This is a genomic window from Chryseobacterium sp. WLY505 (assembly GCF_030846215.1).
Lineage (GTDB): Bacteria > Bacteroidota > Bacteroidia > Flavobacteriales > Weeksellaceae > Chryseobacterium.
The window spans coordinates 1-14,241 of sequence record NZ_JAVCWI010000012.1; the positions used below are offsets into that span (position 1 = coordinate 1).

At 36.5% G+C, this 14,241-nt stretch carries 14 protein-coding genes; 7 read left to right on the forward strand and 7 right to left on the reverse strand.

The features are described 5' to 3' along the window. Positions 1-150 precede the first annotated feature (150 nt). Both RAH34_RS19100 and RAH34_RS19105 read right to left on the reverse strand, forming a co-directional pair. Positions 151-1,335 carry a DUF1501 domain-containing protein gene (locus RAH34_RS19100; protein ID WP_306597170.1) on the reverse strand — a complete coding sequence of 395 codons (1,185 nt, stop codon included), beginning with the start codon at positions 1,333-1,335 and terminating at the stop codon, positions 151-153. Positions 1,336-1,504: 169 nt separating this feature from the next. Then, positions 1,505-2,887 (reverse strand): DUF1800 family protein, encoded by a 1,383-nt coding sequence (locus RAH34_RS19105; protein WP_306597171.1) that lies wholly within the window; start codon positions 2,885-2,887, stop codon positions 1,505-1,507. A gap of 386 nt (positions 2,888-3,273) precedes the next feature. On the opposite strand from RAH34_RS19105, the gene RAH34_RS19110 reads away from it, so the two are divergent. From RAH34_RS19110 to RAH34_RS19135, 6 genes are all read left to right on the forward strand, one after another. Further along, the gene (locus RAH34_RS19110; RefSeq protein WP_114821238.1) at positions 3,274-3,837 is read left to right on the forward strand and encodes a hypothetical protein; all 564 of its coding nucleotides are present in this window, start codon (positions 3,274-3,276) and stop codon (positions 3,835-3,837) included. Positions 3,838-3,953: 116 nt separating this feature from the next. Then, positions 3,954-5,003 (forward strand): glucokinase, encoded by a 1,050-nt coding sequence (locus RAH34_RS19115; RefSeq protein ID WP_306597172.1) that lies wholly within the window; start codon positions 3,954-3,956, stop codon positions 5,001-5,003. Between the two features lie 143 nt (positions 5,004-5,146). Next, entirely contained in the window at positions 5,147-5,713 is a 567-nt protein-coding gene (locus RAH34_RS19120) for a YceI family protein (protein WP_306597173.1), read from the forward strand. Positions 5,714-5,791: 78 nt separating this feature from the next. Beyond that, positions 5,792-6,418 carry a YceI family protein gene (locus RAH34_RS19125; RefSeq protein ID WP_114821236.1) on the forward strand — a complete coding sequence of 209 codons (627 nt, stop codon included), beginning with the start codon at positions 5,792-5,794 and terminating at the stop codon, positions 6,416-6,418. Between the two features lie 118 nt (positions 6,419-6,536). Beyond that, positions 6,537-7,184, forward strand: a complete 648-nt coding sequence (locus RAH34_RS19130; RefSeq protein WP_306597174.1) for an alpha/beta hydrolase — start codon at positions 6,537-6,539, stop codon at positions 7,182-7,184. 102 nt (positions 7,185-7,286) lie between these two features. Then, complete coding sequence (locus RAH34_RS19135) at positions 7,287-8,630, forward strand: ammonium transporter (protein WP_306597175.1); 1,344 nt, start codon at positions 7,287-7,289, stop codon at positions 8,628-8,630. Between the two features lie 190 nt (positions 8,631-8,820). Here RAH34_RS19135 and RAH34_RS19140 read toward each other — a convergent pair whose 3' ends face one another. After that, on the reverse strand, positions 8,821-9,444 hold the full coding sequence (locus tag RAH34_RS19140; RefSeq protein ID WP_306597176.1) for an FMN-dependent NADH-azoreductase: 624 nt from the start codon (positions 9,442-9,444) through the stop codon (positions 8,821-8,823). A gap of 60 nt (positions 9,445-9,504) precedes the next feature. Beyond that, the gene (locus RAH34_RS19145) at positions 9,505-10,083 is read right to left on the reverse strand and encodes a Crp/Fnr family transcriptional regulator (RefSeq protein ID WP_306597177.1); all 579 of its coding nucleotides are present in this window, start codon (positions 10,081-10,083) and stop codon (positions 9,505-9,507) included. Between the two features lie 181 nt (positions 10,084-10,264). Between RAH34_RS19145 and RAH34_RS19150 the strand changes: the two genes are divergently transcribed. Then, on the forward strand, positions 10,265-11,683 hold the full coding sequence (locus tag RAH34_RS19150; RefSeq protein ID WP_114821232.1) for an L-serine ammonia-lyase: 1,419 nt from the start codon (positions 10,265-10,267) through the stop codon (positions 11,681-11,683). A gap of 109 nt (positions 11,684-11,792) precedes the next feature. On the opposite strand, the gene RAH34_RS19155 is transcribed toward RAH34_RS19150, so the two are convergent. From RAH34_RS19155 to RAH34_RS19165, 3 genes are all read right to left on the reverse strand, one after another. Continuing rightward, positions 11,793-12,635, reverse strand: coding sequence for a prephenate dehydrogenase (locus tag RAH34_RS19155; RefSeq protein ID WP_306597178.1), 843 nt, complete (start codon positions 12,633-12,635; stop codon positions 11,793-11,795). 239 nt (positions 12,636-12,874) lie between these two features. Then, the gene (locus RAH34_RS19160) at positions 12,875-13,408 is read right to left on the reverse strand and encodes a hypothetical protein (RefSeq protein WP_306597179.1); all 534 of its coding nucleotides are present in this window, start codon (positions 13,406-13,408) and stop codon (positions 12,875-12,877) included. Positions 13,409-13,421: 13 nt separating this feature from the next. Further along, on the reverse strand, positions 13,422-14,219 hold the full coding sequence (locus tag RAH34_RS19165; protein ID WP_306597180.1) for an SH3 domain-containing protein: 798 nt from the start codon (positions 14,217-14,219) through the stop codon (positions 13,422-13,424). Between the last annotated feature and the right edge of the window lie 22 nt (positions 14,220-14,241).

Consider the following 14,241-nt stretch of genomic DNA (forward strand, 5'->3'; position numbering starts at 1 on the left):
ATTTAAGTCTTTTGATGAAAAAGCATTTAGTTCTTTATCGGAATGTGAATCATATTCTAAGGAATCTATAGTGTAACTAAATGCTTTGCTATTTTATAAATCTACTCATTTATTTCATAGACAAATCTAAAGGTAGGAATCTCGGTTTCCCTACACAAAATCATAAACGCCATCTTTCCAGCCCAATACTTTGGAAGAATCCGCTTTAAGCCAGTTTTTCAGGATTGTTGCATATACTTTTCTGAAATCTTCCTTATAAATAAGATCGCCATCATTCAGATTCTGCAGATCAGGAAGTGCATTTAACAGTCCTTTTTTCTTAAGATTTCCGCTGATAAAGAACATCTGGTTGGCTGTTCCGTGATCGGTTCCGTTGCTGGCATTCTGTGCCACACGACGGCCAAACTCTGAGAATGTCATCAACAGTATATTTTTGAAAAGTCCACTGCTCTTCATGTCTGCTACAAATGATTGTACCGCGTCATTGATATCGTTGAATAACTTTTTCTGCCTTTCATTCTGGTTGACATGGGTATCGAAACTTCCCACAGAAAGGTAATACACCTGAGTGTTGATGTCAGACTTTATCAAAGAAGCTACCGTCTTGAAATCTTTTCCCAGCTGAGAATTGGGATAGATCTGCTCTGTCTTTTTAGCTTTACTTTTTTCAAAAATATAATCGGCATTGTTGATGGTAGAGCGTAAGGTCTGATAGAGATAAGACACCGTTTCATCATCGTGATGATGGTCGTAGAGAGATTTAAAATATTTTTCCTGGCTGGTTTGATAAAGCCTTTTAGGATCTTTAAAGGCAAAAGCTTTATTATTTTCCCCTTTTAAAGCAAGGCTTAGCATATCATCTACTTCTAGTGCCTGTGTGGGATGCTCACAACGATAGCATTCTTCATCCAGAAAACGCCCCAGCCAGCCTGTTTCCAGAAACTGATCACTTCTGCTTGCCGACTGCCAGATATCCATGCTTCGGAAATGAGATTTGTCCGGATTCGGATAACCTACATTATTCATTACAGACAGTTCGCCGTTATCAAAAAGTTCTTTAAAATAGGAGAGTGACGGATTGATTCCTGCCTCATCAGTAAGCGGTATAGAGTCATGAATAGCCAATGTTTTCCTTTCTCTGAAATAAATATCATTTTTAGCAGGAATAATGGTATTCAAACCATCATTTCCACCTGTAAACTGAAGAACTACCAGAATGTTCTGGTTAGGATTCAGTGCTTCATCCAGAGTCATAGCTTTAAGGAAATTAGGCATCAGCATAGAAGCGGTAGCCAAGGAACTTATTTTGAGGAATTCTCTTCTTTTGATTAGCATAATTTTGTTTTTAGGGGTTAAGGTGGCAGATGATAGGTAGCGGGTAGTAGGTTGTAAAGTTATAGCACCGGGCTGCATTTTATTTTTATAGCAGTAAAAAATAAATAAATGATAGTCAAGTTATACTGCGACAGCTATTACCTGCTGCCTGCAACCTAAAACCTCCTACCTAACATAACTGATATTCCGGAGTAGACATCAGATTGATGACATTCATTTTTATACTCTTGTCAGAAAAATTCCGTACAGAATTCATATCGAGACTTTGGGTATTCTGCAGAAGATAATCTTCACAGTTTTTATTAGCAAAAAGCTTTTCAATACGATCCCAGTCGATGGTGATATTTGGGTTTTTAAAGCTCTTGTTTAAAGTTGTTTCACGGGATTTCATTCCCATATCAATATCGTCATCCTGCCGCGGGCTGTATTCCAAAGGACGAAGTCCGGACCAGATCTGTGGAACCTGAAGTCTAAGCATCAGAGTAGAACTGTCAATCCATGATTTTCCATTCGGCCATCCCGCTACATTGGGAGGATAAAGGAGCATTTGTCCTAATAGTTTCTGGTACACGATGAGGTTTTCAGGATTCTGAATATGCATAGGAAGGATTCTCATCATTCCTGCCATCAGTTCTACAGGCGATTTTATACGGTTTCCGATATTCTTCTGATCATAAAACCATGTGCTTGAAAAGATTTCAGTCATTAGCTTTTTGATATCATATCCTGAGTGATAGAAATTGGCGCTGAGCTGATTAATAATCTCCTGATCTGGTTTTTCATTGACAAAGAATTTATAAATCTTTGTTGTGATAAACTGTGCCGTAGCTTTTTGTTCCAGAATAATATTGAGAACATCATTTCCGTCAAAGTTTCCGGTTTTTCCTAAAAAGGTTTTGCTGCCTTCATCATGAAGATTTTTCCTTTCTTTAAAATTGCCTTCCTTATCATAGCTCCATCCTGTAAAAGCTCTGGCTCCTTCTCTTATATCTTTTTCAGTGTAGTTGCCTCTTCCCATGGTAAATAGTTCCATCACTTCACGGGCAAAATTTTCATTAGGATGATCTTTTTTATTCTGCTGATTATTCAGAAAGTTAAGCATGGCAGGCGATTGGCTTACTTCAAAAAGCAGATCTTTGAAATTGCCCAGTGCATTTTTCCTGATCGTATTCAAAAGCTGTTTGTTGAACCTTGGATTTTGTACTCTTGATGCAAAATGTCCATGCCAGAAAAACGCCATTTTTTCTCTCATCTGTTCCTTGCTGTTAACGATGGAGTTCAGAAAACTCAGGTTCAGTTCGTTATTTTGTTCCCTGTTGATCCGCTGCATTTCTTTTTTCTTTTCTGCAGGAGCGGTACTGTTCATATAATCTGCCACAGAAACCGGATCAGGAGTGTCATAAGTGATTTCACTGAAGCTTTCTTCTTTAAATAATTCATTCATTAACGTTTTAATGTTTTTATTTTTCAAATCATCAATTTGATTAATACCAACACCAAAACCCGCTCGCCAAAGAAGATGCTTGTTTTTTAATAATGAATCAGCCATCATAGAGAATTTATTTTTTGATGTATTTTGAAGAAAAAGGTTAAAATAACAACGGTTAAGGATTGTTAATAGTATTGTATAAGGCTTGAATCTTGAGGCTAGAGGTATGAAGTTTGAGGTTGGAAGTTTTGGATATTCGAAATAGAGTTGAGTTGATTTAATGGAGCTATATTTCTTCCGGCATCCGGCTTCCTTTCTTTTATTCTTTAATTCACTTTTTAGGACCCCTTTTTTGATAAATTTTGTTAAACAATTATTTAAATTTTGTTAAAATTAATTTGTTGATAGTCATTATTTTATGAATTTAATCAATGTTAAAAGCAGAGGAAAATCCTTGCTTGGCATGATTTTTACATCTTCTTGTTTAGTAAAATTAAAAAATTAGAGTTATGAAAATGTTTAAACAAGCAATAGTACTGGCTGGTATTTTAACAGCAGGTATCGCAAGCGCCCAAAGTGCTCAAATGAACAATATGATCAAGGTAGGTGCAAATGTTGGTTTAGCAGTTCCCGCAGATAATCTTTCCGCTGCAGTAGGAGTGGATGTAGCATACCAGAATCTGATCACACCTGGATTCGGACTTGGTATCGCATCAGGATATACGCACTATTTTGGAAAAGAGAACAACGGATATAAAAACAATGATGTAGGAGTAGTTCCTGTAGCAGCTTTAATCCGAATTTATCCGAAACAAACCGGTTTTTATTTCGGAACTGACTTAGGATACGGATTCCTGGTTGGAGATAAAGCAGTGGCGTCAAACACTAATACTGAAAGAGCAAGCGGAGGTTTCTACCTTAAACCGGAGATTGGATATCACAACAGAGACTGGAATTTCTTCGTACAATACCAAAAGGTTTTCGTAGGAACTAAAGGAGATTTGCCAGGTCAGGACTATAATGTGGGGAATATCGGAGTAGGATTCGGTTACAATATTCCATTAGGAAAGTAGTTAGATTTAATATATAAACAATTATTAACCAAAACCTTTTCACGAAAGTGGAAAGGTTTTTTCGTTCTGTGCAGGATTTACAAAAACAATTATTATATTTGGTAAAATTTGAGGTTATGATTCTGAATCCAAAATTTCCACTTTATTTACCAGGAGTAGAGAACAGTAATAATGATAGTGTTTCTATCATTGGAGCAAGTCTCCGTGAAGATATAACAATCTTAGGCTATTTTGTATCCGGGAACGGAGGTCTTGAGATAAAAGTAGAAAATACATATGCAACCAAAGAATATTCTTCTTTTTCAGACATTTTAAAGAAGTTTATTCAGGATAATCAGCTTGAAAACGTAAAACGTCTGGGAATGGCAGTGCCAGGTCCCGTATTGGATGGTAAAAGCAGCCCTGCAAGATTGGGATGGCATCTGGATATTGCGGAATACGCACGTGATTTCGGGTTTGAAAAAGTAGAAATGCTGAACGACCTGGAAGCTTCAGCCTACGGGATGGCTCTTCTTGAAGATAATCACCTTGAAGCTATTTATACAAGCGGACATCTTGAAAAAGGAAATGTAGCGGTTCTTGCTCCCGGAAACGGATTAGGAGAAGCCGGATATTTCTTTGACGGAAAATACCTGAGACCTTTCGCCACAGAAGGAGGACACTCAGAGTTTTCACCAAGAACCAACGTAGAAGTTGAATTTTACCAGTTCTTAAATAATATCTATGGTATTGTAAGCTGGGAAAATGTACTTTCAAAGTCAGGTTTATTCAATATCTACAGATTCTTAAGAGACGTGAAAAGACACCCTGAACCTGAATGGTTAGGAGAACGTCTTGCGCAGGGGAATTTTGTGGAAGAACTTTATAAAGCGGCTATTGAGGAGAATGTACTGATCTGCAGAATCGCTTTGGATACTTTCCTTGAGTTTCTGGCAAGAGAGGCCAATAACTTAACATTGAAATTAAAGGCTACCGGAGGTTTACTGATTGCCGGAGATATTCCGCAGATGATTGCAGACTATATTGATAAGGCGAAATTCTACGAGAAATTCAAGATTAGTGATAAAATGGAGGAAATGCTGAAAAATACTCCCATCTATCTGGTTAAGCAAAACCACACTGCATTAAATGGTATAGCGCTTTACACCGCTTACTATCAGCTATAAAATAAAACTCCGAAGAAATTCGGAGTTTTTTTATGGGATGATATTATTCATGAAAATAATAATTTTTATTGATATACATCAATGAAATCTATTGAATAAGATACCTACCTTTGTACTGTTAAATAAGTAAATAACTCTATTCAATGAAAAAAATATTTTTATTAGCAGTTTTAGCTGGTGGTTTAGCTTTCGGACAGTCAAAAAAAGTAGTAGCGTCTGATGTACACTGGTGGGGATACAAAGTAGCAAAATCTGAGGCTAGCTCTCACGACGGTACTGTAAAAGTAAAGTCTGGAGATATGGTGATGAAAGGAAACCAATTGGTAGGCGGAAGCTTCGTATTGGATATGACTTCAATCAGCTCTACTGACCTTACAGGAGAATATCAGCAGAAATTAAACGGACACCTTAAAAACGGTGACTTCTTTGAAGTGGAAAAATTCCCAACTGCTAGCTTCAAAATTACAGGAGTAAAGAAAAACAACGATAAAATTTATAATTCTCTTGTAACCGGAAACCTTACTGTAAAAGGAAAAACAAGCCCAATCTCTTTCCCTGCAAAGATTTCTTACAGCAAAGGAGTAGTAAGTTTAGTATCAAACAAATTCTCTTTCGACAGACAAAAATTTGACGTAGCTTACAAGTCTACAATGCAGGATGTTTTTGTGAAGGATGATATTGATATGGTTGTAAAGGTAACTGCTCAATAAATTAATCAAAAAAAGATTATTAAAAGTGTAGAAGTTCTACACTTTTTTTTATTTTTGTTGAATTGTAAATAAAAAAGAATGAAAAGATTACTATTGTTTGCTATGGTGTGCGCAAGCATGTCATTTGTTTCTGCCCAGAAGAAATTTGATAAGGTTGCAAAAGTGACTTCATCAGAGATCAGATGGTGGGGGTATAAGGTGGTGAAAACTGAAGAAACTTCCCACTCAGGAACAATAAAGCTAAAAAGCGGAAAATTCAACTTTGACCATACGGTGCTTGTTGACGGAGAGTTTGTAATAGATATGAGAAGTATGATGGCAGGTGATGTTTCTGATGAAGATCAGATCAAGCTTACCAACGACCTGAAAAGTACAAACTTCTTTGAAGTGAAAAAATTCCCTATTGCAAAATTCCATTTGACTAAAATTATTCCTTTAGCAAACAGTGAATACAATTCTACAGTGTACGGTGATCTTACCCTTAAAGGAGTGAGAAAAACAATCTCTTTCCCTGCGAATGTTTATGTTACTCAGTTTACAACTTCGATTGAGTCTGCAAAGTTCTCTCTGAACAGAAGAGACTTTAAAGTATTCTATCAGTCTTCATTGAAAGATTATTTCATCAAGAACGAAATGGACATTCAGTTCAAAGTTTCTACAGAAATGCTGGATAACGAAAACAGAATTCCAAAGAAGAAAAAATAAGAGATATTTTATTAATACGGAAGAGCAGTTCGTGAGGACTGCTCTTTTTTTATTCTTCATCCCATAAAGATGGGGTGCTGCCTTTCACTTGTTTCTGTATTTTTCATAAATTAGTGGTATGAAAATTTATATCGTAAGCGGTCTGGGAGCAGACTTCAAGGTCCTTGAAAGAATAGAGTTTCCCAAACACTGTGAATTGATTTTTATAGACTGGCTTATTCCTGAAAAAAATGAGCCTTTCGATGCCTATGTTAAAAGAATGGCAGAGAAAGTAGATGATGCAGAACCATTTTATCTGCTAGGTTATTCTTTCGGTGGAATTATTGTGCAGGAGATCAATCAATTGAAACCTGCAGAAAAAGTTGTGATCCTGGGAAGTATAAAATCTGATAAGGAAAAATCCAGATTCATCAGGACAGGTGAGGTTACCAGGATTCCAAGAATTCTTCCTGTAGGATTGTTCAACGATAAAGCAGCCAACGTGTATGCAGTTATCCGAAAGCTTTTTGATCCTAAAAATCCTAAACTTCTTCAATATTTTAAAGTAAGAGACCCTTATTATCTGAAATGGTCTGTGGAAAAAGTTTCTGAATGGAAGTTTGATGAAAACCCGAATGTTATTCAGATATTAGGTGATAAAGACATTGTTTTTCCCATCCGTTATTCGAATCCGGATTACGTGATAAAAGGAGGAACCCATCTTTTTCCCGCTACAAAATCCAAAGAAGTTTCGAAAATACTAAAGGAAGTGTTTTGTGAAAATTAAAAATATTATTCGTGTAATGGTATTTTTATAGGGGTGTGCTATTCAAAATTATAGTTTTTATGAAAATTATGTTTAAATTTGATAGGGTTAAATATAAATTTTATGAAAGTTGGCTTAAAATGGATTGTTTCATTCTCTGTTATCGCGCTTGTAGCCATCGGAGGGTTATTCTGGAATCCGGCTGCAGATATTCCTGATACGGGAGCGTTTTTAAGTGAAGATAAAATTGTAGGTGCGGATGTAGCCTGGATTTTGGCTGCGGCAGGGCTTGTTCTTTTGATGACACCGGGACTTTCCTTCTTTTATGGTGGAATGGTTGGGAAGAAAAATGTCATTTCTACAATGCTGCAGAGCTTTATTGCTTTAGGAGTGATCTCTATGGTCTGGGTTGTTGTAGGTTTTTCTTTATCCTTCGGAGAATCTCTGGGCATTACGATTGCCGGAAAACATTATGGCATCATTGGAAATCCTTTAAGTTATTCCTTTTTTAATGGAGTCGGAAATTTGCCTCATAAACTGATGGCACCAACGATACCATTTATCCTGTTTGCTCTGTTTCAGATGAAGTTTGCGGTTATTACTCCGGCTATTATTACGGGATCATTCGCAGAAAGGGTTCGCTTTATTTCCTATTTATTATTCATCGTTCTTTTCAGTATCTTTATTTATACGCCTCTTTGTCATATGGTATGGCATCCGGAAGGCCTTTTGAATAAATACTTTGGAGTAAAGGATTTTGCTGGTGGAACCGTGGTGCATATGAGTGCAGGCTTTGCAGCCCTTGCCGGCGCTATGGTGGTAGGAAACCGAAAAAATCCGCATCATGAACCTTCGAATATCCCGTATGTACTTCTGGGAACAGGAATGCTGTGGTTCGGATGGTTTGGTTTCAATGCCGGATCTGCGCTGAGTGCTTCTGCGTCTGCGGCTACTGCTTTTGGAACAACTACCATTGCTTCTGCTTCAGCGATGATGACCTGGATCTTTTTTGACAGAATTAACGGGAGAAGTGTTTCTGCTTTGGGAGCCTGCATAGGAGCAGTGGTAGGTTTGGTGGCCATTACTCCGGGATGTGGTTTTGTAAGTATTCAGGAAAGCCTTTTTATAGGGTTTATTACAGCAATCGTTTCTAATATAATGGTCAACTGGAAAGGGTTAAAGAAAATAGATGATACACTGGATGTTTTTGCGTGCCATGGAGTAGGGGGAATTATGGGAATGATTCTTACAGCCATCTTTGCTCATGGTGAAAAAGCCAGTCTGCTTCATGGTGGGATTGAAGTATTTCTTCATCATATGGCCGCATTGGTGTTGGTTTCCGCTTTTACATTCTTCGGCTCACTGCTTTTATATAAGATTACCAATTCTATTATTACCCTCAGAGTTTCTGAAGAGTCCGAAAATAAAGGTCTTGATCTTTCTCAACATGAGGAAAGTTTTAACTGATAAAAATAGAGGACTTTCCCAAAAGTGTCATTCTGAAAGAAATGAAATGTAGTGAAGAATCTCATCCGTACGGTTATTTATAAGATTCTCCCTTCGTCAGAAATCAAAGATTCGACGTAGTCAATGACAAGTGCCCAATAATTGGGCTTTTGAGATAGCCTGCTGATTGTTATATTAAATCAAAAATAATTTATTGAATGGATTCAATGGCTTCGAAGATTTTATTTTTAGAATTTTCAAAGACCTCACCTCCGAATTCTTCATTATCTAAGGAATGAATGGTAACATCATGTACACCCATAATTCCGAAAATATGCTTCAGATAAGTCGTTTGGAAATTGATATGTCCGTTCTTTTCATTTTCTCCGTATCCGGTATCACCACGGGTTGAGAGGATAAAAAGCTTTTTGTTTTCAAGAAGTCCTACATAGTCACCATCCGGAACTCCGGATCGGAATTTCCATGTTTCATTGATTCGCATGACCTGATCAATATATGCTTTTAATCCGGACGGAATAGACCAGTTGTACATAGGTGTTCCGATGACATATACATCATGTTCTTTGAGTTCTTTGACGAGTTCATTACTCAGCTGTAAAGGTTTTTGGTTTTCTTCAGTTTTGTCTGAAGATCTTTTGAATGCGCCTGCAATCCATGATTCATCAATATTGGGAATAGTATCAGTTCCTGCTTCTCTGTAGGTGAACGTGTCAAGAGGGTATTTGCTTGTCCAGTTTTCAACGAAAAGCTGGGTCAGTTTTCGGCTGTAAGATCTTTCGTTTCTTACACTGGCATTAATAATCAATATTTTCATTTGTTAAGAATTTATACAAGCAAAATTCCTGATTATTGAGTTCTGAAAAATTGATCTAGTTCAAGAGGATTTATTTTTTTTCCTGATCCGGCTGATGAATTCGGGAGTTACACCGAGATAGGAAGCAATCAGATACTGAGGAACTCTGGAGGAAATATCAGGATAGGTTTCCAGGAAATCATAATACTTCTGTTCCGCTTTGTGCATATGATTGAACACGACTCTTTTTTCCAGCGTTCCGAGATAACTTTCCAGAATGATTCTGAAGTATCTTTCTAAGGAGGGAATTTCCTTCAGCATTTTTTGAAAAGACTGATGGCTGATCTGTAGGAGCTTTGTTTTTTCTACCGCCTGAATATTATAAATGGAAGGTTTCTGTTTTGAAAAACTGGTGATATCTGTAGCCCACCAGTGATCAATGGCTAAAAAGAGAATTTCTTCATTTCCGTTGTCTTCATTGATGCAGAAAGCTTTTAAAACACCTGAAATGATATAACTGTCATGGCGGCAGATTTCTCCGTTTCTCAATAGGAAATCACCTTTTTCCAATGTTTTTTCTGTCCAGAAACTTTTACAGGCCGTTATTTCTTCCGGACTTAATTGGACATGCTGCAAAATGCTTTTAATTAATGTTTCCATTTAAAAAAAATGATTAAAAAGAACAGTATAATGATAGATCAGATTGAAATTCATATAACCGGCTAATCTACAAAAATACTTGTTTTACGGACTGTCAAAACCAAATAAATCTAAGATTTTGCTATGCATATATTAGGATTTATCATGTATCTTTGTTTTTGAGGAAAATGACGAATCATTTATGGAATCAATATCGGTTTTTGAGATTATTAAAGTAGGGATAGGCCCATCCAGTTCGCATACAATGGGACCTTGGAATGCAGCAGCTGCGTTTATCAGGATTATAAAAAGAGAAAGATCAATCGAAGAAGTTAAAGAAGTTTTTCTTGAATTCTTTGGCTCACTCGCCAAAACGGGGATTGGGCACGGAACTGATATTGCCGGAATGCTTGGGTTGAACGGAGAAGATTTTAAGACGATCAACACTTCAAAAATTGATGAAAAGATAGATTACATCAAGAGTACTCAAACCATTAACCTTGGTGGTGAAAAGGTAATTCCGTTCATCTACGGACATCATTTGATTTTAAACATGAAAAAGAGCCTTGATTTTCATCCGAACGGAATGATCTTCAGAGCTGTTTTCGAAGACGGAACTGAACTTGTGCAGGATTTTTATTCTGTAGGAGGCGGTTTCATTGCCAGCCAGGAAAAAAACTCTATTCAGAAGCAGTGTGTACGTACGCTGTATCCTTGTCATAAAGCTTCAGATATTGCAAAATACTGTGAAAAGCTGGGATTTGACAAAATGTCAGATTTGATTTTCATGAATGAAGAAAGCTGGAGAACTCAGGACGAAACAAGACAGGAAGCGCTTTACATCTGGCAGCAGATCAAAGAATGTATTTATAAAGGAGTAAACAAGGAAGGAATTCTTCCGGGTGGACTGAATGTGACCCGAAGAGCAGCAGGAATCAACAGAAAGCTGCTGGGAGATAAGATTTATAAAAATAAAGATGAATGGTTCCAGCAGGTAGTAGACGCTGAAGAGAACTTTACTAATATCAACAAGTGGATTGCCTGTTTTGCACTGGCTGTGAATGAAGAGAATGCAAGTTTCGGAAGGATTATTACTGCACCTACCAATGGGGCAAGTGGGGTTATTCCGGCGGTATTGATGTACTCTCAGGCATTTACACCATTTACGAGTGAGGAGGATATTATAAGATTCTTGCTTGTAGCAGGAGAAATCGGGACCTTATTCAAGAAAAATGCAACTATTTCTGCGGCGATGGGAGGATGTCAGGCGGAAATCGGAGTATCATCTGCAATGGCAGCAGCCGGACTTACAGAAATCTTAGGAGGAAGCGTAGGGCAGGTATTGATGGCGGCAGAAATTGCGATGGAACATCACCTTGGATTAACCTGCGACCCAATCAAAGGACTGGTGCAGATTCCATGCATTGAAAGAAATACTATGGGCGCGATGAAAGCGATTACCGCAGCCAATATCGCATTAGAAAGTGATCCTACCAAGGCAAAGGTAACATTGGATGAGGTGATTCTTACCATGTGGGAAACGGCTCAGTCTATGAGTGACCGTTTTAAAGAAACTTCCGAAGGAGGACTTGCCATTGCCGTTAACGTTCCGGAGTGTTAATAGAAATACCATTATTTTACAACATAAAACCCTTAGACATTACTGACTAAGGGTTTCTTAATAAAATAAAAGTAAAAACCGTTGGGCTTTTAGTATCGTGTGGAATTGGTTACCTTAAAATTCCTCTGATTCTGTTAGCATTGGTGATCAGCTCTTCAAGGTATTCATAATTCTCTTTTTCAAGGGCAGATTTGAATTTTCTGAGTTGGGAGATATGTTCGTTCAGCACATCCAGCACATTTTCTTTGTTTTGTTTAAAGATGGGAACCCACATTTCAGGATGTGATTTGGCAAGACGTACCGTACTTGAAAAACCGGAGCTCGCAAGCTGAAAAATAGTTTCTTCCTCACGTTCTTTTTCCAATACCGTATTGGCAAGGGCATAAGATGTAATGTGGGAAATATGGGAAATATAGGCAGTATGAACGTCGTGATCTTGTGCATCCATGTAAATCATGTGCATATCAAGGGCATTAACCACTTGTTCAACAATGTTCAGCGCATCTTCTGCGGATTCTTCTTTGTTACAAATGACACCTGCTTTTCCGGAGAAACTTTCTGCAATAGCGGATTTCGGACCGTTATTTTCTGTTCCCCACATCGGGTGGAAAGCCACAAATCTTGAACGTTTCGGATGGTCTTTCACAGCATTTACGATGCCTGCTTTTGTAGAACCTGCATCCATTACCGTCTGATGGTCAGTTACTAAGTCAAGAACAGAAGGCAATAGTTTTCTTGCTGCATCTACAGGAATAGCAAGAATAACCAGATCCGAATTTTTAATTCCATGCTCAAGATCTACTCCGGCATCAATGATTTTAAGTTCTAATGCGTCACTGATATGCTGTGTATTGTTATCGATTCCGTAGATGAAGCTGGTAATGTTTTTCTCTCTTAATTTCAAGGCCATCGAACCACCGATTAATCCTACTCCAATAATACTTATTTTCATCTTTCTCTATATTTTTTAAAATAAAAAAACCTCGTCCCTAGGACGAGGTTTTAAATTATATTCATAAGAATCCCTATCCCAGAGCTGAGGTAAAAATTCTATAATAATATGTTCCGTTGTTAAAATTCACGTAGCAAAGGTAAAAATATTTTTTTAATGAAACGAAATTTTCTTTTCTAAATTATCTGGAGCTGGGATGAATTGTTTTTTTGATGATGTTTTTTAGGATCTGTAATTTTTTAAATTTCATTAATATTAAGATCAATTGCCTTTTTTATATCAAATGATATATTTTTAAGTTTTGTATTTAAAAATATATCTATTATAGTATCCCTTTTTTCAATTCTAAAACTATAATTTGGATTTTGATCTGTAGTGTTTGTAATTTCTTTCTTTCCTAAGAATTTTATACTGTTATTGTTAACATAATAAATAAGAAATAGGTGACCATTTTCTAAAAAATTGTCTATTAAAATTACTTTTTCATCATTGTTTTTAAATAAGAAAGTTTCATATCCTAGATCACTTGAACTATTTGATTTATCAATGTAATTTTTATTATTACTGGTAAATAGGATTGCATTTCTATTAAAAGAAATTGATAAATTATTGTCTCTATCAGAACATTGATTTGAGTCGTATTTTTCACCAGTACAGTTTAATTGTTCCTGTTTAAAATCAATAGGGAAATTTCCAAGTTTATTTGAATTCTCCTGTTTAAGATTACATGAAAAGAATATTGTTAACAATAGAATTGAAAAGATTTTCATCATTTAATTAAGTTATTTATTCAGATTTTATCCTGCTTTTATGAACATATCCCTTTTTACCTTCTTTAGAAACCACTAACCACCAATCTCCGTTTTGATCTAAAACTTCTACTTGTTCACCTGTATTGATTTTTTGCAGGATTCGGGAAGAAGAGTTTTTCTCCTTTCTTAGGTTGGTAAAACCATCACTATCCTGAATGTAAAAGGCTGTTTTACTGCGACTTTTCTCTACTCTACATTTTTTGGCTCTTACATTTTCCTCAGGAATGGGTATTATTTTATCAGTCCATCCGGATTTCTGGATATCAATATTTTGGGGAACATCGCAAATATATTTTACTGCATCCTGAGAAATATCTGACATTGTTTTATAGATAATATTTTTAAGAAGCCAGGTGTTATTATCCAGGATAATATGATATTCTTTTTCATAATATCCGCGGTCAGGGAAGGATGTTTTTATAGTGAGCCCTTTATTTCCGGATATTGGAAGGATATCCTTGATAACATTACCTCCATCCTCAGAGAAGTTTCTTGTTTCCAGTGCTAATGTATATTTACCTTCCTTATCCCCCAAAAAGATAAATAAATTTTCTCCTTGATAAGGTTTGTTACTTACAATTTTGTCAGAGATGCCATCCTTGTTGACGTCAAAGGTTGTTATGAAATAATATTCATTATTGATGTAGGTTTCGAATGAGCTTCTTTTAGTTTCAGCTGATGGCTGTCGGAGTTTTACAATACCTTTGTTTTTATGTTGGGAAGAGCAGGTGAAACCGAGTGTTAAAGCAGTAAACAGGAATATATTTTTCATTAAATTTACTTTGAAGGTTTTA

Bases quoted from the DNA above. Each gene is read 5' to 3' on its own strand.
- RAH34_RS19100 (WP_306597170.1), bottom strand. From the start codon at position 1,335: ATGCTAATCAAAAGAAGAGAATTCCTCAAAATAAGTTCCTTGGCTACC.
- RAH34_RS19105 (WP_306597171.1), bottom strand. From the start codon at position 2,887: ATGATGGCTGATTCATTATTAAAAAACAAGCATCTTCTTTGGCGAGCG.
- RAH34_RS19110 (WP_114821238.1), top strand. From the start codon at position 3,274: ATGAAAATGTTTAAACAAGCAATAGTACTGGCTGGTATTTTAACAGCA.
- RAH34_RS19115 (WP_306597172.1), top strand. From the start codon at position 3,954: ATGATTCTGAATCCAAAATTTCCACTTTATTTACCAGGAGTAGAGAAC.
- RAH34_RS19120 (WP_306597173.1), top strand. From the start codon at position 5,147: ATGAAAAAAATATTTTTATTAGCAGTTTTAGCTGGTGGTTTAGCTTTC.
- RAH34_RS19125 (WP_114821236.1), top strand. From the start codon at position 5,792: ATGAAAAGATTACTATTGTTTGCTATGGTGTGCGCAAGCATGTCATTT.
- RAH34_RS19130 (WP_306597174.1), top strand. From the start codon at position 6,537: ATGAAAATTTATATCGTAAGCGGTCTGGGAGCAGACTTCAAGGTCCTT.
- RAH34_RS19135 (WP_306597175.1), top strand. From the start codon at position 7,287: ATGAAAGTTGGCTTAAAATGGATTGTTTCATTCTCTGTTATCGCGCTT.
- RAH34_RS19140 (WP_306597176.1), bottom strand. From the start codon at position 9,444: ATGAAAATATTGATTATTAATGCCAGTGTAAGAAACGAAAGATCTTAC.
- RAH34_RS19145 (WP_306597177.1), bottom strand. From the start codon at position 10,083: ATGGAAACATTAATTAAAAGCATTTTGCAGCATGTCCAATTAAGTCCG.
- RAH34_RS19150 (WP_114821232.1), top strand. From the start codon at position 10,265: ATGGAATCAATATCGGTTTTTGAGATTATTAAAGTAGGGATAGGCCCA.
- RAH34_RS19155 (WP_306597178.1), bottom strand. From the start codon at position 12,635: ATGAAAATAAGTATTATTGGAGTAGGATTAATCGGTGGTTCGATGGCC.
- RAH34_RS19160 (WP_306597179.1), bottom strand. From the start codon at position 13,408: ATGATGAAAATCTTTTCAATTCTATTGTTAACAATATTCTTTTCATGT.
- RAH34_RS19165 (WP_306597180.1), bottom strand. From the start codon at position 14,219: ATGAAAAATATATTCCTGTTTACTGCTTTAACACTCGGTTTCACCTGC.